Raw genomic sequence first — 23,489 nt, 5'->3', positions numbered from 1 at the left:
TTGCGTCCGATCGTCTCACGATCATACAAACTTTAGCTTCGTAGGCCGGCTAGCCCTGCGGCGTGGTGCGGCGGCATTCCTCGCGCACCACGGTGCCGCGCGGCGTGCAGCCCGAACTGCTCTCGGTCATCATCTCGGCCTCGTTGGCCTCACCGAAGAGCTCGGCGGCGCGGCTGCTGTCGCGCTCCACCCCCAGCCCCTGGCTGTAGAGATTGCCCAGGGCATACATGGCGCGGTGGAATTTGTTCTCGGTGGCTGCCGCCTCGTAGAGCCGTGCGGCTTCGGCGTGATCCTGCGGCACGATGCTGCCTTCTTCATAAAGGATGGCGAGGTTGAAACGCGCCAGCACGTCACCCTGCTCGGCGGCCATGGCATACCAGCGGGCGGCTTCCGCGCCGTCCTGCGCGACCCCGTCGCCCGTTGCAAAGATCAGCCCGAGATTGAACTGGGCCCGGGCATCCCCCTGCTCGGCGGCCTTGCGATACCACTCGACGGCGGCGGCGCGATCGGCAGTAACGCCAAGCCCCTGATCATGGAGCACGCCGAGATTGAACTGGGCGCGGGCATCGCCGGCTTCGGCCAGGGGCTGCCACTGCGCGAGGGCGGCCGCGTGGTCGCCGCGCCCGAAGGCCGAGAACCCGTCCGCCAGCGCATCGGCCAGCGCCCCGCCCATCATCAGCGCCAGCAACGCTCCCGCAACAGCAATCCGCTTTGCCATAGGTGGTCCTCCCTGAAAGCTCTGGTGTCCGGCCGCGGTCTTGCGCCGCTGGGCCGGTGTGGTCCTCCTCAAAGCAGCGACGCCGCCGGGTGGTTCCGGCGGCGTCGCGTGAGGCTTAGTGCGTTCCGGCCGCGCGGGCCGCGGCGATCGTGTCGCCGACTTTCTCCCAGGCCGGGCGATCCGAGAACCGGTCGCGCACGAAGGCGGCGAGATCGGCCATCTGCTCGTCGGTGATCTGGATGGCGCGACCCGGCATCGAGCGGCCCAGCGCGCCGACCGGCGGGGGCTGGATGCCGTAGAACACGATGTTCACGAGGTTAGAGGCATCGGGTGCGTTGACCACGCTCGAGAGCGCCAGCGGCATCGGCTGGCCGTTCTGGCGATGGCACTCGGCGCACTGGCTCTCGAACACCTGAGCGCCGCGCGCCAGCACCGGATCGGTGGGACGAGCAGGGGCATCGGGGTGGTTCCAGTCGAGGGCCTCTGCCGTGGCGCGGATTTCGGCCACCTGATCCTCGATCTCGCTTTCCTCGCGGGTCTCGCCGCGCAGTGTCATCAGGTAAGAGGCGATGGCAAAGACATCATCCTCGGACTGCTCGTAGAGATCGTTGACCACCGGGGTCATCGGGCCGGCCGCGATGCCGTGATCCCCGTCATAGCCATCGATGAGATAGTTGACGAAGGCGATTTCGGTCCACGGTGCCACCGAGATGGACTGAGCGTTGAGCGGGGGCGCATACCAGCCCTCGGCATAACCGCCGCCATAGGCTTCCGGACCCGACTTGACCGCCGCGCCGAACATGTTGCGCGGCGAGTGGCAGGCGCCGCAATGGCCCAGACCTTCCACGATATAGGCACCGCGGTTCCAGTCGTCGCTCTGGTTCGGATCGGGCTGGAATTCGCCTTCCTTGAGGAACAGGAGGTTCCAGCCCGCCATCAGGATGCGGTTATTGAAGGGGAAGGGCATGTCGTTGGGCTTGGCCGGCTCCCGCACCGGCTCGCGCGTCATCAGATAGGCATAGATGGCCTTGAGATCGTCTTCGGTGACGCGGGTGTAATAGTCATAGGGGAAGGCGGGGTAGAGATAGCTGCCATTATTGTCCACGCCGTGCTTCATGGCGCGGATGAAGGCCTCTTCCGACCAGGTGCCGATGCCCGTTTCCGGATCGGGCGTGATGTTGGTGGTATAGATGGTGCCGAAAGGCGTCGGCAGGGGCAGGCCGCCGGCATATTCGCCGCCACCTTCGCGGGTGTGACAGACCCCGCAATTGCCGAGGCCCGCGAGAACCTCGCCGCGCTCGACAAGGCCGGCGTCGAAGGCCGTTGCGACCGGAGGGGTGATGGGAGCGATGGCGGGGAAGCGCATCGCATAGGCGAGCGCACCACCGGCCGCCACCACGACCAGCACGACGAGCACCAGGGCAATTCTTTTCAAGGTCATTGAGGATCAGTCCGGAAGCGAAGGGTTTGGCTCATAAAGATTGGAGCCGTTCCAAAAACCGTAACGGCACGTTCGGCGCGGGGCAAGGGCTGACTGTCCGACGATCGTGCAAGAGGGACCGATTGTCGCAGCCGGCTCACCGGCGCACCGCCGGTGATTCCATCGGCAGCCCACCGCCCCGCCAGGCAAGGTAAAGCTCGAGGGCGAGATAGGTTTCCGACCCCGCCGCCTCGGGCTCGGCCCGCAGCGAGGTGTTGCACCAGGCAAACATGCGATGCCGCGAGGCCGTGGAATTCCACAGCAGCCGGTAGATGGGGAAGCCGTTGATCTGCCCCTGGCTGATGGTGTCGCCCCTCAGCTTCTGGCCGGCAAGCCCGTCATGACACTGGCTGCACGAGAGATCGAGCTGCCCGCGCCGGGTGAAAAAATAGTCGCGCCCGGCCTCGAAATAGGGCCGGGCCGGCCCCTCGATATCCACAGCCATCGGCATGCCGCGCGATTGCAGCGCCACATAGGTGGTGAGGCCCAGCAGTGCTTCCGATTCGTAAGCGAGGGCTTCGGCGCCCATCTCCTTCGTCAGCATCTGGTTGATTCGCCCCTCGAGATTGACGAGCCCGCCGACATCCGGATCGTATTGCGGATAGCGCGCCGCGACCCCCGCCATGCTCGTCTCGGCCGCTTCGTGGCAGGAGGCGCAGGAGAGCCCTTCGCTGCCCATCGGGGTGGACCAGAGCCGCTCGCCCGCCTCGACCGAAAAGAAGGCGGGATTGACGAAATCATCATCCTGCAGCGCCTGGGTCTGGGGCGCCATGAACTCATAGCCCGAGCGCGGGGTGGGCGTGGGGTCCGCCTCCTGGGCTCGGGAGAAGGCACTTGCGGCAAGCCCTGCAGAGACGACGCCGACGAGAAGGACGAGAAATCGCATCGGCTCAGTCCGCCTTGAGCGTTGCAAGATAGGCCACCACGTCTTCGATCTCCTGGGCCGTATAGATCGGGGTGCCCGCATAGCGCGCCAGAACGCCGGTCAGCCCCTCGATGCGATAATAGGACGGCATCAGCGTCTCGGGATTGATGGCCTTGGGGTCGACCAGCCTCAAGCGAAGCTCGGGCACCGAATAGGCCGAGCCGATGCCTTCGAGCGGCGGGCCGATCTGGCCGTGATCGGGCTCTTCGGGGATGGGCATGGCGTGGCAGATGAGGCAGCTGGCCTTGCTGATGTCGCGCACGATCAGCCGGCCGCGATCGGGGCTGCCGGGGACGCTGGTGAGCGGGGCCGGAATGCCGCCATCGACGATCGCGACGGCAACGAGATCCTCGGCTTGCGAAAGAGGCGATGCCATCAGCACGGCCAGCAGAAGCGGCACGCCCGCGCGCCTGCGGCGCAGTGGCCGCGCGTCACGGGCAAATCGGGCAGCAGGGGGCCGACGCATGCGTGCCGCAGCGTTCATAAAGGCGCGGATCACGGCGGTCATGCCCTCCAATGGCCTGCACCGGTTCACCCGGATGGCAGCAGGCGCTGCTCACGATCAGCTTGCGCTTCCGGCACAACGTCCGGCAACGGAAAAGTGTTCGCGCCGGTTCAGGGCAATCGGCACGAGCCAGACTATGACCTGCCCGCGCGCCTCGCACAAGCGGCTCGCGCGGATCCGGATCGCTGCGGGGGTGGGCGGGCTTTGTCGGACCGTCTGACTTTTTTGTGCAGCATATGGACATGGCCGAATCGATCCTTACCCTTCATGCGCGAGGCGCCGAAGATGTGCCCGGGGACCGGCAGGGGAGGGATGGACGCCGTGATCATCACACGTCGCACGCTATTGGCTGGCGCCGGGCTGGGCCTGGCCGGAGCGGTTCTGGGTGGGCGCGGCGGGGTGGCGCAAACCACCGATCTGCACGGGCTCGACGCCATCTGGCGCGATGTGCCGACCGCGCTCAACGCCTTTTTCGGCCCTGTGGACTTCACTGACCACGGTGTCTGGCTGGACCTGCCCCAGCATGCCGATGCCGGCGGCTCCGTGCCCGTCACCGTCGGGTTCGATGCGGCGCCCGAGGATGATCCGCACCCCCGGCTCGTGCATCTATTGGCCGACGGCAATCCGGCGCCGCATGTCCTTTCCGCCTGGTTTTCGCGCCTGAGCGGCAAGGCCGCCTTCTCGACGCGCATCCGGCTCGAGACCTCGCAGACGGTGACGGCGGCTGCCGAGATGAGCGATGGCAGCCATCCGCGCGTCGACCGGCCGGTGACGGTAAGCTTTGGCGCCTGCGCCCAGATCGGGGAGGGGTCCGACGCCGAAGTTGCCGCCTTCCGCCCCGTGCCGCGCGTCAGCGTACCGCGCATGGCCAGAAAGGGCGAGGTGATCACGTTGCGCTCGGTGATCGCGCATCCGATGGAGACGGGCCTGCGGCTGGGCGTTGGGCAGGACTGGATCCGGCAGCGCATCATTTCGGCCTTCCACTGCCATTTCAACGGCGAGGAAGTGTTCCGCGTTCGCCTCTATCCGGCGGTTTCGACCAATCCGTATTTTTCCTTCCACGCCCGGGTGGACGAGCCGGGCACCTTCACGTTCCGCTGGCACGATACGCCGACGGGAGAGACCTATACCGCGAGCGCCGATATCGCGATCGCCTGACGACGCATAACGTCCCATCCAAATATATCTTTCAGTACATATCGCCTGTGATATGTATGTCCGGAAATATCGCTCGGGTCCTGCCGCGACGGGAGGCCGTTGACGGCGCACCGGCGATTCCTCGGGGGGCATTGAAAGTCCCGATTTTCCGGTCAGGTCCCGGCATCGTGATCCGCCCCCCGGCGCTGCAGGGGCCATTCACGGCTTAACATGACATCTATGATCATCAATATAGTGCAGTGCCGATAGCGGCTTGCGGGGAATTTTCATACACTGAAATGTCAGATATGGACCAAAAGCCGATGAAAAGACTTGGGCAATTCTCTGTCGGACAATATTGCGAAGCCTGAAATATCAGTTATTGTGACCTCATCGGTGGCGGCGGTCTTTCAGGGAGGGGCGCCGCCACCCGCGATGGCAGCGCGCCAGAGGCTGGGAGGCCGGCGTCGCTGCTCCACCGAGCTTGAAGGGGAGGAACCACATGAGCTTCAGCCTGACCATCAACGGCACGACCCACGAGGTCGATGTCGAGCCCGAAACGCCGCTGCTGTGGGTCATTCGCGACACGATCGGACTGACGGGCACCAAGTTCGGCTGCGGCATCGCCCAGTGCGGCGCCTGCACCGTGCATATCGACGGCCAGCCGGTAAAATCGTGCAACACCAATGCCGCCAGCGCCGCCGGCCGGCAGATCACGACCATTGAGGGCCTCTCCTCGGACGGCAACCATCCGGTGCAGCAGGCCTGGATCGAGCATACCGTGCCCCAGTGCGGCTATTGCCAGTCGGGCCAGATCATGTCCGCCGCCGCGCTGCTGGCGCGCACGCCCAAGCCGTCCGATCGCGAGATCGACGCCGCGATGGCCGAGAATATCTGCCGCTGCGGCACCTACTCGGCCGTCCGCGATGCGGTCCATCGCGCTGCCGAAATCGCTTCGGCCTGAGGGGGACGCCATGAACCACATCAACATTTCACGCCGTAAATTCATCACCTCTTCGCTCGCCGCCGGCGGCGGGCTGATGATCGGCTTCCACATTCCGGCCGCCCTCGCCGACACGGTGATGGGCGAGGCCTGGAAGGCCCCCACCGAGGGCGCCGAGATCAATGCCTGGCTCACCATCGATGCCGATGGCATCGTCACGGTGCGCTGCCCGCACACGGAAATGGGCCAGGGCGGCTTCACTTCCGTGCCCATGATGATCGCCGAGGAGCTCGATTGCCCCTGGGAGAACATCCGCGCGGTGATGGCCGACGCCAACCGCCACGAGACGCAGGGCCGCGTCTATGTGGAAATGTCCACCGGCGGCTCCAACCTCGTGCGCAACCGCCATCCCCATATCATGCAGGCCGGCGCCTCGGCGCGCGAGCGCCTCAAGGAAGCGGCGGCCCAGGCCTGGGGCGTCGAGCGCTCGGCGGTGACGGCCTCGCAGGGCGTGCTGTCCTCGGGCGACAAGACCGGCACCTATGGCGAATTCGCCTCGGCGGCTGCCGCCGTGACCCTCGATGAGGAGCCGGCGATCAAGGCCTATGGCGACTGGTGGCTCCTGGGTACCGACGTGCCGCGCATCGACGTGGCGCCCAAGACCAATGGTTCGGCGATCTACCCGATCGACGTGCGCCTGCCCGACATGGTTTATGCCGCCGTCAAGGCCAGCCCGGTGCCGGGCGGCAAGGTCAAGAGCTTCGATTTCGAGGCCATCCGCGCCCGGCCCGGCATCATCGCCGCCGTCGAGCTCAAGCAGGCCAAGGACGAGCTGGCCAATGCCGATCTGCGCAGCGCCGTCGCGGTGGTGGCCGACAGTTTTTACCGCGCCAAGACCGCGCTCGACCTCATGCCGATCGAATGGGAATTCAACGGCAACGAGACGATCAGCTATTCGGCGATGGATGCCGAAGCCAAGACCAAGATGACCCAGCCGGCCGACCACGTCGAGGAAATCCGCGGCGATCCGCGGCCGATCCTCGAAGCGGCGGCCGACAAGAAGGTGGTGGGCGAATACAACCGCCCCTATGAGGCGCATGTGACCATGATGCCGCCCGCCGCGGTGGCCAATGTCACGCCCGAGCGCGTCGATGTCTGGAGCTTTACCCAGAACGTCCATCACGTGCTGCTGGTTTCGGCCGACCAGGCCGGCCGCGACCCCAAGGACGTCTATGTGCACGCCACCTATCAGGGCGGTGGTTTCGGCTGCGGCAACGCCGTGGACGTGCCGCGCCAGGCGGTGGAAATCTCCAAGCAGGTCGGACGGCCGGTCAAGGTCATCTGGACGCGCGAGGAAGATATCGGGCAGAACCGCTCGCGTCCGCCGGTATGGGCGCATTTCGAGGCCGATATCGGCGAAGGTGGCCTGCCCACCGCTCTGCTGATGCGCTCGGTCGGCGAGATCAAGAACCCCGCCTATGCCGATCGCGGGCTCGTCAACACGCCCTACAACATCGAGAACCGCCGCTATGAGCGGCATGTGGTCAACTCCAACATGCCTGTCGGGCCGCATCGCGCGCCGGGCAACAACTCCACCGGCTTTCTCATCGAGCAGTTCGTGGACGAGATGGCGCTTGCCGGCGACTGGGATCCGCTGGAGTGGCGCATCAAGATGACCGAGGGCAACGAGCCCTGGCAGCGCGTGCTGCTCAAGATGAAGGAAGTGTGCGGCTTTACCACCGACCTTCCCCGTGGCGAGGGCATGGGCATCGCGGTCGTCGAATCGCACGGTTCGGTGGTGGGCGCCTGCGTCACCGTGGCGGTATCGCGTCGCGGCTCGCTCGAGATCGACAATGTCCATATCGTCTCGAACTCGGGCTACATCATCAACCCGCTCAACTGCGCCGAGCAGATCAAGAGCTGCGTCGCCTGGGAACTGAGCCACGTCATGAATGGCGGGCTGAACCTGCAGAACGGCCGGTTCATGAACGTCAATCTCGACAACTACTCGCTGATGCGCTTCCCCGAAATGCCGCGCGTCACCATCGATCATGCGCTCTCGCAGGATGGCTGGTGGGGTGGCATGGGCGAGACGGCGGGCCCGCCGACTCCGCCGGCGCTGGCCAACGCCATCTTCTTTGCCACCGGCAAGCGCGTACGCTCGACCCCGCTGATCCAGCACGATCTGAGCTGGTCGTAAGATCAATGCAGCCGGCGGCCCTTGGGCTGCCGGTTCTCCTGATCGAAAATCTCCTGATGGGCGGCCTCGGCCGCCCTCTTTTTTTGCCCGCCGCGTCCACGATCGCGCGCCGGCCGGCCGAAACGCTCCGGATGCCTTGCCGCCTTACGGGCTTGGATCGAGAGGGCAAATCTGTTCTTGTGCCCGGCGCTGGCGTGGCATGGTGCGCGCTGCAACGCATCCTGGGGGCGGGGGCGATGGGGCGGATCTGGGGCTGGGCCATCTGGCTCGCGCTGTTGCTGGGGCCGGCACTGGCCCAATCCGATCATGTGCTGACACGGGCCGTCCTCGCCGATCCCGGCGGGCGGCTGACGATCGAGCAGCTGAGCGATGCCGAATTCGCGCCCATGCCCAACATCCTTGCGGCCGGCTACACCGATGCGGTGCACTGGGTGCGGCTCGATATCGCCCCGACGGCCGACGGCCGGCCCCTGATCCTGCGCGTTCGGCCGACCTATCTCGACACGCTGGTGCTCTATACGCCCGACCCCGCCGCGCCGGGGGGCTACCGCCAATCGGTCAATGGCGACACCGTGCCGTTCGGGGCGCGCGAAACGCCGGCGGTGAGCCTGAGCTTCACCATCACGCCCGAGGGGCCCTCGACGCGCTATTACCTGCGCCTCAAATCGACCAGCAGCTCGGTGCTGAACGTCGCCGCCCTGCCGCAGGCGGCTGCCGTCTCCGAAGACGTGCAAATGCTCATCGTGCAGGTGATCCTTCTCGGGCTGATGAGCGGGTTGCTGTTCTGGGCGATCAGCGAATATCTGATGTCGCGCGATTCGGTGGTGGCGTGGTTCCTGCTCGCCCATGCGCTGCAGGGGCTCTACCTGCTCTGCATCTCGGGCTATGCGGCGCCGCTGCTCGGCCGGATCGACCGCACCGCCGACATGCTGACCAGCATCGCGGTGCTGCTCGTTCCGCTCTCGGCGCTGCTCTTTCACCGGGCACTGCTCAAGGCCTTTTCCCCGACGCGGCTGGCGCAGCGGCTCTGGGATGCGCTCATCGTGATCGATGTCACGGCGCTGCTGCTCTATGCCATGGGCTGGGCGCGGCTGGGTTTGCAGCTCAATTCGATCGTGCTGCTGCTGGGCGCGCCGCTCTTTATCTTCGTGGCCTTCACCGTGCAGTCCGAAGGGCTGATCGGGCGCGGGCCATTGCGGGTCGTCTATATCCTCCAGGCGATCTCGCTCGTCATCTTCATGGTGCCGCTCCTGGGCCTGACCGCGGCGCAGCGGCTCAATCTCGACGGCTCGGTGATCCCGGGCGCGATCTCGGCGCTGCTGATGTTCGTGCTCTTGCATCGCCGCTCCCGGCTGCTGCTCGACAACGCCCAGGCGGTGCGGCTCGACCTTGGGCTGGCGCGCCAGCAACTGGCCAATGAACGCGAGCAACGCCAGACCCAGAGCCATTTCCTCGCCATGCTCTCGCACGAACTCAAGACCCCGATCACCGTGGCGCGGATCGCGCTGGGCACGGCGCGCACCACAGGCGAGCCGCGGCGGCTGATCGAGGCGGCGCTCGACAACATGAATGCGGTGATCGACCGCTGCACCTATGCCGATGCGATGGAGCAGCACCAGTTGCAGGTGGTGGCCGAAACCGTCGATATCGAGGCCCTGCTCGAAGAGGCGGTCTCCCGCCTGCCCCCCGCAACGCCGATGGACATGCGGATCGGCGCGGTGCAGGCGCTGGTCACCGATCCGGTGCTGCTGGGCGTGGTGGTTGCCAACCTGCTCGACAATGCGGTCAAATACAGTGCGCCGGGCACGCCCATCGGCCTGATGGCGAGCATTGCCCAGCACCATGGCCGCGCCGGGCTGGCGATCAGCATCGAAAACCTGCCCGGCCGGGCCGGCCTGCCCGACAGCGCGCAGGTGTTCAGCAAATTCTACCGCAGCCCCGGCGCGCGCCGGTCGAGCGGTTCGGGTCTGGGACTTTACATCGTGCGTGGCATCGTGAAGCGGCTTGGCGGTACCGTGCGTTATGACCCCGAAGACGGGAAAGCGAGGTTCACTGTATGGCTGCCACGCTGAGCATCGCGGTTGTCGAGGACAATGACGACCTGCGCACCGCCATTGTGGCGGCACTCGAGCAGGAGGGCCACAAGGTCACCGGCATCGAAAGCGCCGAAGCCGTGATCGAACATCCGGGGCTTTCCGGCGTCGACCTCATGGTGCTCGATCTGGGGCTGCCCGGCGAGGACGGGCTTAGCCTCGCGCGCCGCATCCGCGAGGCCCAGCCTGATCTGGGCATCATCATGGTGACGGCGCGCGGACGCCCGCAGGACCGGCTCGCCGGCTACCAGAACGGGGCCGACATCTACATGATCAAGCCCGTATCGCTCGAGGAGTTGTCTGCCGCCATCGAAGCGCTGTCGCGCCGGCTGGGGCGGCAGGTGAGGCTCGAAGGCGGGGCCTTCCGCCTCGACACACGCAGCCTGACCCTGAGCGGCAGCGAGGGCAGCGTGAGCGTCTCGGCGATCGAAGCGGGGCTGCTGGCTGCTTTTGCCCGCGCGCCCGAGGGGCGGCTCGAGACCTGGCAGATCCTCGAACTCACCGACCCGGCCCAGAAGACCCAGAGCCGCAGTACGGTCAATGTCACCATATTCCGCCTGTCGCGCCGGCTGCGTCAGGCCGGCACCAGCGAGCGACCCATCCGCGCCATCAGGGGCTGGGGCTACCAGTTGTGCGAGCCGCTGCGGCTCGAATGACCCCGGCTGCATTTGCGGCCTATTGTGGCGCGCTCGCCACAGATGTGGCGACATTGGGTCACTCCTTGGTAAGGTTCCGTAATTTTTTGTGACCAGACATCGTTTATGTCACAAACGGGGCGGCTCCGAGTCGCATCTCGTTAGTCTTGGGGGCGTGAGCGATGAAGCGACCGGTGGGTACCGCAAGAGCGGCTGGCTTGGAGGGTATTGGTGCAGGCTTCGTGGGTCGTGAGCGTCGGCGCGCGCTGAGCAGTGTCTCGGTCGCAGCGCTGACCCTCGGCCTCGCCTTCGCAGTCCCCTCCGGCCAGTCGCTCGCCCAGACGATTGTGGATGGCGGCCAATCCAACGGTGCGATGGTGCTGAGCGGCTCCCAGAGCTTCAGCAACTCCACCTTCACCAATTTCAACACCACCGGGAGTTCCGGCAGCGGCGGCGGTGCAGGGCTGGGTGGCGCCGTATTCGTGGGGTCGGGCGCCAATGTCACGATCTCCAATTCCGATTTCGTCGGCAATACGGCGACGGGCGGCACAGGCGGCGTCGGTTCGACCGGCGGTGGCCTCAACGGCTATGGCACGGGCACGGCGGGCAGCAATGGTCAGGCCGGCAGCAATGGCGACGGCGCGGGCGCCTATGTAAACGGTGCCGATGGTCTGCCGGGCGGCAATGGCTTCAAAGGCGGTAACGGCAGTGCAGGTGTCGGCGGCACGGGTGGCGCGGGCGGTGCCGGCAGTGGCGGATCCGCCACGACCGCCGACATCGTCAAGACGATTGCCGAGCAGGCCAAGGCTGTCTTCGATGCGGCTGGTGATAGCACCGAGGCGGGGCTTTACACCACTCTTGCGGCTGAATTCACGGCGGCAGCGGCTGCCGCTTCCTCCGGCGGAGGTGTAGTGACGGCCGCCAACCCGGCGCTGGGCACGGCATTGGGACTCGTGGCTACCCAGATGACGGCCCTGGCTGCCGCAGCAACTGCCAGTGCAGGCGCCGAGGGTACCAAGGCGGCCTATGAGCTTGCTTATCTCACCGCCATTCAGATCACGTCCTATGCAACTGGCGCTGCCGGCAATGGCGGCTCGGGAGGTTTTGGCGCGACAGGTGGCAATGGCTCGTTCGGCTATGGCGGCGGTGCCGGCGGCAATGGCGGAGACGGTGGTGATGCCATCGAGCTTTCCGCGGCTCTTGGTGGCGTGGGCGGCGACGGCGGGGATGGCGGTGCCGGTGGCTTTGGCGCCGGCGGCGGCAAGGGCGGCAATGGCGGCGCTGGTGGCGCGGACGGAACCGGAGCAAATAACGGTCCCCATGACGGGCCTGACGGCGCGGGCGGCGCGGCCGGCTTCGGCGGCGGCGTCGGCAGCACAGGCGATGGCAGCCCGAATGGCACGGGCGGCGGTGGCGGCTCTGGCTATGGCGGCGCCATCTTCGTGCAGAGCGGCGGCACGCTGACGCTGACCGGCAACATGCTGTTCGACGGCAACAGCGTCTTCGGCGGCGACAGCGAGAATGACGGTGCGTCCGGCAATCAGGCCGGCTCGGACCTGTTCATGATGAAGGGCTCTACCGTCCGCCTCAACGCCGGGGCAGGCAACACCATTATCTTCAACGGCAACATTGCCGACGACAGCAAGGCCAATATTTCGGAAAGCTCTATCCGGAGTGGCGTGGGCGCCGGTCTCGAGATCCAGAGCGGCAGGGTCATCTTCAACGGCACCAACAGCTATACCGGCCAGACGAAGATTTCCGGCGGCGTGCTCCAGGCTGTCGATGGTCGCAGCGTCAATGGCGCCGGCGGCATCCATATGGACAGCAACATCAATTTTGCCGGTGGGGTGTTGCAGACGAGCGGTACCTTCAGTCGCTATCTGGGCACGGGATCTGACCGCGTGCAGTGGACGGGCTCCGGTGGGTTTGCGGCGATTGGCGGCGACCTGACGGTCAACCTGCATAATGGGCAGCAGGTCACCTGGAACGCCAACAGCTTCGTGGGCGATGGCTCCGCCCTGCTGTTCGGCTCGGACTCCGCCGATTCCGACGTGCATTTCAAGAACGCCATCAATCTCAACAATGGCGTGCGCACCATCATCGCCAATGGCGGGCCCGAGGGCGAGAACATCGCTTATCTCGACGGCGTGATTTCCAATGGCGGGCTTTCGCTCGGCGACGGCACGACCGAGGGTACGATCGTTCTCACCCGCAACAACACCTATGCGCTGGGCACCACCGTCGCCGAGGGCACGACGCTGAGGCTCGAGGGCGCGGGGGCCATCGCCAGCTCGTCGCAGGTCGGGATCGCCGGGACCCTGGATATTTCGGGCGCCACATCGGGCGCCGCGCTCGTCACCCTTTCCGGGGCCGGCAATGTGGTGCTCGGGGACAAGACCCTGACCCTGACGAACGCCTCTACGACGTTCTCAGGCGACATCGAGGGCGAGGGCAATCTGGCCCTCACCGGTGGCACGCAGACCCTGACGGGCGTCAACAGCTACACCGGCACCACCAGCGTCAGCACCGGTGCGAGCCTCGTGCTCGCGCTCGATGGCGATATCGCCGCCTCGGCCGGGCTTGCCCTCGATGGCAATTTCGACATTGCCGGGGTGACCGCGTCGGGCAGCGAGATCGGTTATCTCACGGGCGGGGCCACCGGCACGGTGACGCTTGGCGACAAGACGCTGACCATCGCCGAGGCGACGGGCCTGTTCGCGGGCGTGATTTCGGGCACCGGCAACTTCGTCATTGCGAGCGGCAGCCAAAGCCTCTCGGGGGCCAATCTTTATGAAGGCCTGACCACTATCGAAAGCGGCGCCACGCTGGCGCTGGTCGCGGGCGGCGCGATCGCCGCCTCCGGGGAGGTGGTCGCCGACGGCACGCTCGACATTTCCGGCATTAGCGGGCCCACGGCCGAGATCATCACGCTTTCGGGCAGCGGCTCGGTGGTACTCGATACGCCCGATACCGACGCCAAGACGCTCGTGATCACCGAGGCCGCCAATACCGTGTTCGCGGGCGAGATCACCGGAAATGGTGGGCTGACGATCCAATCCGCTGCCGGTGCACAGACGCTTTCGGGGGCCAACAGCTATCTGGGCGCCACGGTGATCGATCTGGGCGGCACGCTCAAGCTCGCCGATGACGGGTCCATCGCCTCTTCGAGCGGTGTCACCGCCAATGGCATCTTTGACATTTCAGGCGTCGACAACGATTTCGACCAGGCCCTGATCGCTGCCCTCGATGGGGCCGGCTCGGTCATCCTGGGCGACAACACGCTGTCGGTGATGCAGGCCAGCGGACAGACCTTCTCGGGCGTCATTTCCGGCAATGGCGGCTTCTCGGTATCGGGCAGCGGCACGCAGACGCTTTCGGGCGACAACAGCTATACCGGGGCCACCGACGTCTGGAGCAGCACCACCCTCGCGCTCGAGGGCAGCGGCGATATCGCCGAATCCCTGCGGCTGCAACTGGCCGGCGCCTTCGACATTTCGGGGCTGACCGCGACCTCGGGCACCATCCAGGACCTCTCCGGCGACGGCACGATCGCGCTGGGGGACCGGCGCCTCAATGTCACCAACGCCTCCTCGACCTTCTCGGGCAGTGTCAACGGCACCGGCGGCTTCGCGGTCACCGGCGGCACGCAGACGCTCGAACTGGCCAGCCTCAACACCAGCCTCTTCGTCGACAGCACCGGCAAGGCGCCCAACGCCAATGCCAAGGCCGTGGTGACGGGCGGCACGATCACCGCCAATGGCGGCAATGCGGCGCTCAACATCGTCAATGGCGGCGATATCACCACCACCGGCACCACGGTCACGGCCGATGGCGCGCCGCTGGCTTACGCTGGCTTCGACGAAGCCGACAAGATCGCCAATTTCACCATCGGGACGGGCACCGTGCTGGGGGGTAATTTCGGCGCGGCCAATCCGGGCGATGCGCGCACGCTGCTCAAGGTGGACCGCACGGGGGCCGGCTCGAACGGCATCGTCAATTTCGTCATCGACAATGATGCGGTGATCGAGGGCGACATCATCGACACTGCCGTAAAGACCGGCGAGGGCGGCACCTATGTCACCGTCAAGGCCACCGCCAGCTGGAGCGGGCTCGTCAATGCCGCGAGCTTCACCGTGGAAAGCGGGGCTTCGGCCTTCTTCGAGGACGGCTCGATCATCGACGGCAATTTGACCGCCGAAGCCGGCGCCACGGTGCTGGGCAGCACGCTGACCAACCCGCTGATCGTCACTGGCGACGGTTTCGTTCAGGATGGCGTCATCAGGGGCAACGTCTATTTTGCCGGCGATCTCAATCTCGATGGCCTGCTGACCCCCGGTGCGTCGCCCGGCTATGCCAATATCGGTGGCAACCTCAATGTTGCCGCCATCGATCCCGATGTAACCACCCAGTTCGGTCCCTCGACGCTTCTCGAAGTGACCTTCGGGCTTTTGAGCCATTCTCCGGGCAATCTGGGCACCTATGACCAGCTCAATGTCGGCGGCGACCTCAATGGCGACCTGCCGGTCACCCTCGCCAATGTCGATGCCGGTGGATCGCGCGCCGTTGCGCTGGGCAATCTCGCCGATATCGAACTCGTTCGCATCGGCGGCGCGCTCAATGGCGATATCGTGCAGGCCAACCGGCTGACCCAGAACGGCCGCGAAGTGCGGATCGCCGCGCCCCGTACCGTCGCCGCGACCACCGATGGGGTCGTGGGCATCCCGGTGGACGAGCAGACCTTCTTTGGCGCCGACATCCAGGTCTATGGGCTCGAGGCCTTCGTACAGGACGAGACCTATGGCCTCGCCACGCTCACCGGCACGACCCATCAGGCGCTCGACATGGCGCTCGGTACCTTCGTCGATCGGCGCGGCTCGGGCGGCTATTCCGACATGGAGGCGGGCTGGCTGCGCTTCGGGGTGAACTATCAGGAGGTGACGGACACCGTCTCCACCGTGCAGACCGTGCAATATGGCCAGATTGGCCTCGATATCCTGCGGGCCGGCGATGTGCGGGCGGGCGTCCATGCCGCCTATGGCAATTCGGGCAGCGATGTGGGCACGTTCCTCGGCGATGCGCGGCTCGATGGCGCGCTTTATGCCGGTGGCGTGCAGGCCAGCTGGGCCAGCGGCGGCTCCTATGTCGAAGCGATCGGGCAATACGGGTTCACCGACTGGACCTTCGCCCCAGTCGAGGCGGCAGGCGCCCTCACGGCCAAGGGCCACACGGCCACCGCCTCGATCGAGGCCGGCCTCGGCATTGGCGACGACACGGGCCGCATCACGCCCTGGGGTCAGTTCCTCTACCAGACCACCACCTATACAGATGTGCAGAGCCCATGGGTCGACGGGGTAGATTTCCTCACCCCCGACACCATGCTGCTGCGCGGCGGCGTGCGGGCCGAGGGCAATTATGGCGGCTTTGCCCCCTATGCCGGGGTCGCAGTGGCCCACGACCTCAATGAGTACAAGGAGGTCGAGGTCGATGGCTTCACCTTCGGCACGGGCACCGGTGGCACCCGCGTCGAGTTCGGGGCGGGCTTCGCGGCGGCGGTAGCCGACAATGTCAAGCTCAATGCCGACTTCAAGGGCGCCTATGGCGTCGGGCCGGGCCAGGTTGTAGGCTATTCCGGACAGGCGGGCCTCAAGGCCGCCTGGTAAAACGCAACCGCAAAAGGCGGGCAGGGGCGCCTGGCGCTCCGCCCGGTCGGGGACCAATGCAGAGACTGAACAGCGCGCGGGCCCTGGGCTCGCGCATTTTCGCAGGTGTGGCGCTGGGCGGCATGATGCTGGGTGGCAGCGCCATGGCCCAGACCGCCGAGCAGGCTGCGCCACGCGTCGGGCAGACCTTCGGGGACTGGCTGTTCGAATGCACCGCGCTGGGCGAGGGCCAGACGGCCTGTTCGCTGACTCAGACCATCGTGGTGCAGGAGACCGGACGCCCGATCGCCAAGTTCTCGCTGGCGCGCGGCGCTGCGGCGGGGCAGGGCTTCCTCGTCATCATGCTGCCGCTGGGGCTCGATATCCCGGCCGGCGTGCAGGCGGCCATCGACGGCAATCCGCCCTTTCCGCTGGCAATCGAGACCTGCATCGCAGGGGGGTGCCTCGCATCTTTGCAGGTGGATGCCGCGCGGCTGACCGCGATGAAATCGGGCACCAATTTCAACATCGCCTTCCGTATGCGCGGCGATGCGCAGCCGGTGCAGATCGCCGGCTCGCTCAACGGCATCACGGCTGGCGTCGCGGCTGCGCGGATCGAATAGAGCGTTTTAAGGCCAAGTGGGCGGCGGTTCGCCGTCCGGGAATACGGCCACTGGCAGACTTGGCGTTTTGCGCCGTTTCAAGGAAGTGGTGAAACACCCCGGCGCCTCGTCCCCGTCTCCGATACTCAAATGCAAAACGGCCGCCCGGATCATCGGGCGGCCGTTCTCTATTCGTCATGTGAGAGGCGGACCGGCGCGACGTGTCGCGCCGGCAAACGAAGTTACTGGTCGAGCCACATCGACTTGTAGAAGCGGTAGGACGGCGAGGAATCGCCCTCATAGCCCATGACGTTCTTGGCCACGACGTCATAGTCCCACGAGTTCCAGGTCATCGCTACCGGCCCGCGCGTGGCGAGGATGGTCTCGGCCTGCTGGTAAAGCTTTTCGCGGGCATCGCGATCGAGCTCGGAGCGGGCACGGATGATCAGGTCGTCATACTCGGCATCCGACCAGTTGCCGTAATTGGTGCCGCCACCGGTAACGAAGGCCGAGGAGAAGCGCTCGTCGGGGTCGAGGCTGAGGCTGAAGCCGCTCTGGTAGAGGTCGAAATCATTGGCCCGCAGCGCAGCGTTGGCGACGGTCGATTCCACCAGCTTGAGCTCGGCATTGATGCCGATATTGGCGAGCTGGTACTGCTCGACTTCGGCCGAACGGGTCTGGAAGGCGGAGGTCGAGATCACCGTCAGCGTCGTCTCGAAGCCATCGGGATAGCCGGCCTCGGCGAGCAGCGCCTTAGCCTTCTCGATATCGGGAGCGCCATAGATCGGCTCCTTGAGCGAGCCCCAGCGATCGGGCGGCAGATAGCCGGCATTGAGCGGCAGGCCATGGCCCGAATTGGCGATGTCGAGGATTTCCTGGCGGTCGAAGGCGTAGAACACCGCCTGGCGCACGCGCACGTCGCTCCACGGCTCCTTGGAGGTGTTGAGCCGCACATGCAGCGACAGGGTGCCCGAGGCGCCGTACCACTTCAGCTCGGGGTCGGCCTTCATGGAATCGATGAACTCAGGGGCGGCGCGCCAGAGGAAATCCACCGTGCCCGAGCGGATGGCTGCGGCGCGGGCATTGTCGTCGGGGTTGAACGAGATATCGATGCCATCGAGATAGGGCAGGTCGGCGATGCGGTAATCGTCGAACTTGTCGATGGTGAAGCCCTGGCCCACGCGGTGCTCGCGCAGCTTGAACGGGCCGCTGCCGGCATCGACCGTGGTCGAGAGCCCGCCGCCTTCGATGACGCTCTGGTCGACGATCGAGGCGCCATTGGTCGAGAGCAGCGCGAGGAACGGCGCGCTGGGGGAGGCGAGGTTGAACACGACCGTCAAGTCGTCGGGCGTCTCGATGCTCTGGATATTGGCATAGGACCGGGCGCGTGGCGAGGCGGTCGCCGGGTTCATGATGCGCTCGATCGAATACTTCACGTCTTCGGCGGTCAGCGGCTCGCCGCTGTGGAAGGTGAGGCCCGGCGTGATCTTGAAGGTGTAGACCTTGCCGTCTTCCGAGATCTCCCAGCTTTCGGCGATGGCCGGCTTGATCTCGCCGCGCACGTTCTCGAGCAGCGATTCATAGAGCTGTTCGGCCAGCACATAGCCGGTCGTCTCGGTCATCACATGCGGGTCGAGGCTGGTGGCATCGAGGCGCACGAGCATGCTCATGCGGCCGCCCGGCTCGGGGGTACCGGCAGGCTCGGCGTCCGAGAGCTTGGTCTCGGTCTGGGCAAGGGCCGGCAGAGCGGTGACCGCGGTGATGCCGGACGCGCCGATCATCAGGGCCGCGCTCAGCGCCATGAGCCGCTTCAGGCTGGATGTGCTTTTCATTTTGACCTCCGTGAGGATGCAGAAACTGTCGATGGTCACTGGCCCGTGCCCCGGGCAGCGCCGGGCACGAGCCGCAGCGGCGAAAAGGCCTGGGGCAGGGCGGCGGACGTGCCGGTGATGACGAGCTCGGCCATGGTGCGGCCGGCTGCCGCCGCTTCGGCGATGCCCGACATGGGGGCGGCGATGAAGAGCCCGTCACCGGCCGCGCCGTAGCAGGGCAGTCCGTCCTCGGCGAGCGGGCGCGTGCCGGCATAGCCATGGGTAAAGGGGATATCGGCGAGCTCGGGAAACAGCGCCGACATCTCGCGCCGGATGATGTCGGTATCCCCGCGCCGCACCTTTGCGTCGCCCGAGCCGTGGTGGTTGACTGTGCCGATCCAGAGCCGCCCGTCGGCGCCCTGGCGCAGGTCGCGGGCCGGGCAATCGGGGATGGCGTGGTTGTGCATCACCACCACCAGCGCCTTCACATAGGGCGCCTGCGGCTCGGTGGTCATGATCTGGCCCGAGATCAGGTTGAGCGGCAGATCGAGCCCGGCCATGCCGGCGAGGGGGGCGACCTGGGGGCCGGCGGCAATCACCACGGCATCGGCGACGAAATCGCCCACCGTGCTGCGCACCGTCCAGCCGCTGCCACTGCGCACGAGACCTTCGACGCGCGCACCCTCAGCCACCGCGATGCCCTCGGCCCTGATGGCTGAGGCGAGCCCGTCGCAGAGCGCCGGCGGATCGATGGCACAGTCCTTGGCGCGATAGGTGCCCGCGATGATGCGCGGCGAGCGGATGGCCGGCTCGATCTCGCCCAACTGCTTGAGGTCGAGGAACTCGAAGCCGTCATAGCCGGGAAGGCGCATCTGGTCGGCCAGAAAGGTCCTGCGCTGGCTGACCTGCTCTTCGGTCTCGAGCAGCAGGAACGAGCCGGCCCGCCTGAAGCCGGCATCGGTGCCGATGCGCGCGAGCAGCTCGGGATAATACCCGATGCTGTCGAGCGCAAAGGCCAGTTGCGACTGGTTGCGCCGCCCCTGCGCGGCGACCCAGCCGCCGCCGAGCTGCGAACAGCCCCCACCGAGGGTTCCGGCTTCCACCAGTTGAACCCTCGCGCCGCCCCATTTCAGGTGCAGCGCGATCGACATGCCGACCGCGCCTCCCCCGATGACGACGACAGAAGCAGCGCTACCCGTCATTTCTTCCAGACCGCTTCCATGACGCGCATCCAGTTGCCGCCCATGACCTTCTTGATGTCCTCATCCGAATAGCCGCGCTTGACGAGGCCCGCGGTGATGTTGGGGAACTCGGCCGCATCGTTGAGGTATTTGCAGCGACGCTCGTCCCACGGCCACTGGCCGAGCAGGGCGCCGTGCTTCTTGGCACCTTCGGCGCGCTTTTCGGGCGTGAAGGTCTCGTCGAAATCGAGCCCGATGGCGACGCTGTCGATGCCGGCCAGTTCCACCACATGGTCGATATGCTCGACGAGGCGGGCCATGTCGGGCTGCTTGGTGGGGGCGTCGGGATAATAGAGATAGGGCGAAAGTCCGGTGATGCCCATCACGCCGCCATGCTGGCCCAGCGCCCGGATGGTCTCATCGGTCTTGGCGCGGATATGGGGCGACAGGCTCGCGCAGAACGAGTGCGTGATCATGATGGGATGCTCGGACGCTTCCATCGCCTGCACGGTGGTGGTCTGCCCGCAATGGGAGACGTCGACCACGATACCGAGCTGGTTCATCTCCTTGATGAAGGCGCGGCCATAGTTGGAGAGGCCATCGTCGCTCTTTTCGCCACAGCCCGTGCCGATCCAGTTCTGGCGCTGATAGGTCAGCTGCAGAATGCGGATGCCCAGATCGTGGAAGGTGCCGAGCAGGCTGAGGTCGAGCCCGATCATCTCGGTGTCCTGGGGCCCGAAGATGATGGCTTCACGGCCCGAGGCCTTGGCCTCGTGGATGTCGGCGATGGTGGTGGCGCGCAGCACCTTGTCGGAATTCGCCTTGATCCATTTGTGGCAGAAGTCGACCTGGCGCAGCGAGGTGGCGAGGTCCGCATAGGGCTCGCACACGGTGTGGTTGACCACCGTCACTCCGCCGCTCTTGTAGCGGTCGAAATGGGCCGGCTTCATCTCCACCACGATCGAACCATCCATCACGATGGCTTCGGCGTGCAGCTTTTCGACGCGCGCCTGTTCAGAGGCGCTGAGATCGGTTGTGTTCAGCATGGAAGCTCCCTTTCAGAACGTATCGCCAGTGAGGCTTGATCAAGACAATACGATCAGCGCCGATTTCTGTCTATTGAATTCCGATTATCTCAAGTCTTTTGCGGCACATCTACGAAATTCGCAAATCAACGCATTGCGGCGCGGAGGCGAGGATCGAGGGAGTCGCGCAGCGCATCGCCCAGGAGGTTGAAGCCCAGGACGGTGATGACGATGAACATGCCGGGCACCAGGGAGGGCCAGAGCGAGCGCTCCATGTGCACCTTGCCCGAGGCCAGCATCGAACCCCATGAGGCGGCCGGCGGCTGCACCCCGAGCCCCAGATAGGAGAGCGAGGATTCCACGAGGATGGCGTAGGCGAGCGAGATGGTGATCTGCACCGCGATCGGGGCGGTGATGTTGGGGAGCACATAGCGCAACAGGATGCGCAGGTGCCCCACGCCCACCGACTTGGCCGCCTCGACATAGACTTCGCGCGACACCGACATCGCCGCGCCGCGACTGATGCGCGCAAAGGTCGGCACATAGACGATGGTCAGCGCGATGATGAGGTTGCGGGTGTCGGTGCCCAGCGTCGAGACGACGGCAAGGGCCAAGAGGATGGTGGGGAAGGCAAACAGCACGTCCATCACCCGCATCGACACGCCATCGAGGATGCCGCGGAAATAGCCCGAGGCCACCCCGATGCTGATGCCGATAAGCGCGGCGAAGGTCACCACCGTGATCGAGACGGTGAGCGACACCTGCGCCCCGTAAAGCGCGCGGCTCAGGAGGTCGCGGCCCAGTTCGTCGGTGCCCAGAAGGTAGGTGGCGCTGGGCCCCTGAAGGCGGTCGCGGCCGTTGATCTGGGTGGGATTGCGCGGCGCGATCCACTGGGCGAGGAGGGCTGCCCCCAGCATGAGGGTGACGAGCACCGCCCCGAACATGCCGATCTTGTCGCGCAGCACCGTGCGCCAGATGCTGGGGCGGGGGGACGGCTTGGCGGGGGCCGCCGAAGGCGCGGCGGCGACGGCGTTGGGGGAGGGACTAGCCACGGCGACGCAACCTCGGATCGAGATAGAGATAGATGATGTCCACCACGAGGCTCACCGCCACGTAGAAGAAGGCGAGGAAGATGATGAGACCCTGCAGCAGCGGATAATCGCGCTGGTTGATGGCCCGGACGACCAGATTGCCGAGCCCCGACCACGAGAAGATCTGCTCGACCACCACCGTGCCGCCCAGGAGCGCACCGGCCTGGATGCCGACTACCGTCACCACCGGGATGAGGGAATTGCGCAGCGCGTGCCGGAAGATGACCAGCCGCTCGCTCAACCCCTTGGCGCGGCTGGTGCGCACGTAATCCTGCGACAACACCTCGAGCAGAGAAGAGCGGCTCATGCGCATGGTCTCGGCGGCAAGGCTCGTGCCCAGCGTCACCGCGGGCAGGATCAGATATTTGAAATGGTCCCAGCTGAAGGCGAAATTGTTCGAGCCGCCCGAGGGCAGCCAGCGCAGATAGACCGAGAACAGCGCGATCAGCAGGATGCCGAGCCAGAAATTGGGGATCGAGAGGCCGAGCAGCGAGGCGATGCGCACGCCGCCGTCGAGGGGTGAATTGCGGCGGGTGGCCGAGATGACCCCGAGCGGCAGCGCGATGGCCACCGAGACGAGTAGCGCCGCGAGCGTCAGCTCGAGGGTCAGGGGAAAGCGGTCCATGATCTCCTGCAGCACCGGTCGCCCGGTGCGGAAGGAGGTGCCCAGATCGCCCTGCACCAGCCCGGAGAACCACATCCAGAACTGTTCGTGCAGCGGCAGGTCGAGCCCGAAGATGCGCCGCAGCTGCGCGGCGGCTTCGGGATTGTCGAATTCCTCGCTCGCCAGTGCGTCGACCACATCGCCGGGCACCGCCCGGATGAGGAAGAAGGTGAGCACCGATACGCCGAGCAGCACCGGCACCGTGGCCAGAATGCGCAGGAGGATGAGCTGGAGCATGTCGTCCTTGGTCCTAGGGAGTGGCGTCGGTGGGATCGTCCTCGTCCGAGCCCTCGCCCCAGCGGAAGGACCGCTTGGCGGTCTTCATGATGAGGAAGGTCTGGGTTTCGAGCACGCCATCGAGCCGGCCGAGCGTTCCGGTGAGGAAGTCGCGCAACTGATCGTTGGAATGGAAGAAGGCGACGGCCATGATGTCGAACTGGCCGGTCGTCTGGTACACATAGGAAAATTCGCGCAACCGGGCGAACGTCTCGAGCAATTGCTCGATCTGCCCGGGAGCGACGCGCATGCCGATGACGGCATGGGTCTTGAGCCCCAGCCATTCCGGATCGCCCACGCCGACGATGCGCAGCGCGCCCGATTTGATGAGATTGTCCACCCGTCGCCGCACGGCGCCTTCGGTGAGATCGACCACCCGCGCCAGCGCGACATTGGATGTCCGCGCATCCTGCTGGAGTTCGCGGATGAGCCGGATGTCGATATCGTCGAGCTGCTGCGGTTTCATGTGGGTCAGGTCCTGTTGTTCTTGACTGCGCTCGCGCCTTCTACCACCAGCTCGCGCCGGCCTTCTATGGCCCCTCAGCGCTGCCCCACAGCCCCGCG

At 66.0% G+C, this 23,489-nt stretch carries 17 protein-coding genes; 7 read left to right on the top strand and 10 right to left on the bottom strand.

The features are described 5' to 3' along the window. Positions 1 to 49: 49 nt before the first annotated feature. From BT183_RS17575 to soxX, 4 genes are all read right to left on the bottom strand, one after another. Positions 50 to 718, bottom strand: a complete 669-nt coding sequence (locus BT183_RS17575) for a tetratricopeptide repeat protein (RefSeq protein WP_084603642.1) — start codon at positions 716 to 718, stop codon at positions 50 to 52. Positions 719 to 833: 115 nt separating this feature from the next. Beyond that, positions 834 to 2,159 (bottom strand): c-type cytochrome, encoded by a 1,326-nt coding sequence (locus BT183_RS17570; protein WP_072345894.1) that lies wholly within the window; start codon positions 2,157 to 2,159, stop codon positions 834 to 836. Positions 2,160 to 2,295: 136 nt separating this feature from the next. Continuing rightward, on the bottom strand, positions 2,296 to 3,084 hold the full coding sequence (soxA, locus tag BT183_RS17565; RefSeq protein ID WP_072345892.1) for a sulfur oxidation c-type cytochrome SoxA: 789 nt from the start codon (positions 3,082 to 3,084) through the stop codon (positions 2,296 to 2,298). Positions 3,085 to 3,088: 4 nt separating this feature from the next. Next, complete coding sequence (soxX, locus tag BT183_RS17560; protein WP_210185498.1) at positions 3,089 to 3,523, bottom strand: sulfur oxidation c-type cytochrome SoxX; 435 nt, start codon at positions 3,521 to 3,523, stop codon at positions 3,089 to 3,091. Between the two features lie 426 nt (positions 3,524 to 3,949). On the opposite strand from soxX, the gene BT183_RS21080 reads away from it, so the two are divergent. The 7 genes from BT183_RS21080 to BT183_RS17520 all read left to right on the top strand — a co-directional run bounded on the left by BT183_RS21080 (position 3,950) and on the right by BT183_RS17520 (position 16,898). Further along, a complete protein-coding gene (locus tag BT183_RS21080; protein ID WP_244545378.1) occupies positions 3,950 to 4,786 on the top strand; it encodes a thiosulfate oxidation carrier protein SoxY in 837 nt (278 codons plus the stop codon). 481 nt (positions 4,787 to 5,267) lie between these two features. After that, positions 5,268 to 5,729, top strand: coding sequence for a (2Fe-2S)-binding protein (locus BT183_RS17545; RefSeq protein WP_072345890.1), 462 nt, complete (start codon positions 5,268 to 5,270; stop codon positions 5,727 to 5,729). A gap of 10 nt (positions 5,730 to 5,739) precedes the next feature. Beyond that, entirely contained in the window at positions 5,740 to 7,908 is a 2,169-nt protein-coding gene (locus BT183_RS17540) for a xanthine dehydrogenase family protein molybdopterin-binding subunit (RefSeq protein ID WP_072345888.1), read from the top strand. A gap of 236 nt (positions 7,909 to 8,144) precedes the next feature. Next, entirely contained in the window at positions 8,145 to 9,980 is a 1,836-nt protein-coding gene (locus tag BT183_RS17535) for a sensor histidine kinase (protein ID WP_177282615.1), read from the top strand. Continuing rightward, positions 9,965 to 10,657, top strand: a complete 693-nt coding sequence (locus tag BT183_RS17530) for a response regulator transcription factor (RefSeq protein ID WP_072345885.1) — start codon at positions 9,965 to 9,967, stop codon at positions 10,655 to 10,657. Before BT183_RS17535 ends, BT183_RS17530 begins: the two co-directional genes overlap by 16 nt. Before the next feature lie 221 nt (positions 10,658 to 10,878). Further along, complete coding sequence (locus tag BT183_RS20850; RefSeq protein ID WP_177282613.1) at positions 10,879 to 16,296, top strand: autotransporter-associated beta strand repeat-containing protein; 5,418 nt, start codon at positions 10,879 to 10,881, stop codon at positions 16,294 to 16,296. A gap of 56 nt (positions 16,297 to 16,352) precedes the next feature. Then, entirely contained in the window at positions 16,353 to 16,898 is a 546-nt protein-coding gene (locus BT183_RS17520; protein WP_072345881.1) for an invasion associated locus B family protein, read from the top strand. Positions 16,899 to 17,119: 221 nt separating this feature from the next. Here the strand turns inward: BT183_RS17520 and BT183_RS17515 are convergent, their stop codons facing one another. The 6 genes from BT183_RS17515 to BT183_RS17490 all read right to left on the bottom strand — a co-directional run bounded on the left by BT183_RS17515 (position 17,120) and on the right by BT183_RS17490 (position 23,391). Continuing rightward, positions 17,120 to 18,709, bottom strand: coding sequence for an ABC transporter substrate-binding protein (locus BT183_RS17515; RefSeq protein WP_143145872.1), 1,590 nt, complete (start codon positions 18,707 to 18,709; stop codon positions 17,120 to 17,122). A gap of 35 nt (positions 18,710 to 18,744) precedes the next feature. Next, complete coding sequence (locus BT183_RS17510) at positions 18,745 to 19,890, bottom strand: NAD(P)/FAD-dependent oxidoreductase (protein ID WP_084603640.1); 1,146 nt, start codon at positions 19,888 to 19,890, stop codon at positions 18,745 to 18,747. Beyond that, positions 19,887 to 20,915: a dipeptidase gene (locus BT183_RS17505; RefSeq protein WP_072345871.1), complete on the bottom strand. Its 1,029-nt coding sequence runs from the start codon at positions 20,913 to 20,915 to the stop codon at positions 19,887 to 19,889. The genes BT183_RS17510 and BT183_RS17505 overlap by 4 nt, the downstream gene beginning before the upstream one ends. Before the next feature lie 125 nt (positions 20,916 to 21,040). Next, positions 21,041 to 21,946 (bottom strand): ABC transporter permease, encoded by a 906-nt coding sequence (locus BT183_RS17500; RefSeq protein WP_072345869.1) that lies wholly within the window; start codon positions 21,944 to 21,946, stop codon positions 21,041 to 21,043. Continuing rightward, complete coding sequence (gene nikB, locus BT183_RS17495) at positions 21,939 to 22,886, bottom strand: nickel ABC transporter permease (RefSeq protein ID WP_072345868.1); 948 nt, start codon at positions 22,884 to 22,886, stop codon at positions 21,939 to 21,941. The genes BT183_RS17500 and nikB overlap by 8 nt, the downstream gene beginning before the upstream one ends. A 13-nt stretch (positions 22,887 to 22,899) precedes the next feature. Further along, positions 22,900 to 23,391 carry an Lrp/AsnC family transcriptional regulator gene (locus BT183_RS17490; RefSeq protein ID WP_072345866.1) on the bottom strand — a complete coding sequence of 164 codons (492 nt, stop codon included), beginning with the start codon at positions 23,389 to 23,391 and terminating at the stop codon, positions 22,900 to 22,902. Between the last annotated feature and the right edge of the window lie 98 nt (positions 23,392 to 23,489).

Origin of the sequence: Devosia enhydra, from assembly GCF_900119845.1 — a bacterium.
Taxonomy (GTDB): Bacteria; Pseudomonadota; Alphaproteobacteria; order Rhizobiales; family Devosiaceae; genus FPKU01.
Note: the sequence above shows the minus strand (reverse complement) of the source record. Positions and strands in the feature narration are given on the sequence as shown.

Bases quoted from the DNA above. Each gene is read 5' to 3' on its own strand.
- BT183_RS17575 (WP_084603642.1), bottom strand. From the start codon at position 718: ATGGCAAAGCGGATTGCTGTTGCGGGAGCGTTGCTGGCGCTGATGATG.
- BT183_RS17570 (WP_072345894.1), bottom strand. From the start codon at position 2,159: ATGACCTTGAAAAGAATTGCCCTGGTGCTCGTCGTGCTGGTCGTGGTG.
- soxA (WP_072345892.1), bottom strand. From the start codon at position 3,084: ATGCGATTTCTCGTCCTTCTCGTCGGCGTCGTCTCTGCAGGGCTTGCC.
- BT183_RS17545 (WP_072345890.1), top strand. From the start codon at position 5,268: ATGAGCTTCAGCCTGACCATCAACGGCACGACCCACGAGGTCGATGTC.
- BT183_RS17540 (WP_072345888.1), top strand. From the start codon at position 5,740: ATGAACCACATCAACATTTCACGCCGTAAATTCATCACCTCTTCGCTC.
- BT183_RS17535 (WP_177282615.1), top strand. From the start codon at position 8,145: ATGGGGCGGATCTGGGGCTGGGCCATCTGGCTCGCGCTGTTGCTGGGG.
- BT183_RS17530 (WP_072345885.1), top strand. From the start codon at position 9,965: ATGGCTGCCACGCTGAGCATCGCGGTTGTCGAGGACAATGACGACCTG.
- BT183_RS17520 (WP_072345881.1), top strand. From the start codon at position 16,353: ATGCAGAGACTGAACAGCGCGCGGGCCCTGGGCTCGCGCATTTTCGCA.
- BT183_RS17515 (WP_143145872.1), bottom strand. From the start codon at position 18,709: ATGAAAAGCACATCCAGCCTGAAGCGGCTCATGGCGCTGAGCGCGGCC.
- BT183_RS17510 (WP_084603640.1), bottom strand. From the start codon at position 19,890: ATGACGGGTAGCGCTGCTTCTGTCGTCGTCATCGGGGGAGGCGCGGTC.
- BT183_RS17505 (WP_072345871.1), bottom strand. From the start codon at position 20,915: ATGCTGAACACAACCGATCTCAGCGCCTCTGAACAGGCGCGCGTCGAA.
- nikB (WP_072345868.1), bottom strand. From the start codon at position 22,886: ATGCTCCAGCTCATCCTCCTGCGCATTCTGGCCACGGTGCCGGTGCTG.
- BT183_RS17490 (WP_072345866.1), bottom strand. From the start codon at position 23,391: ATGAAACCGCAGCAGCTCGACGATATCGACATCCGGCTCATCCGCGAA.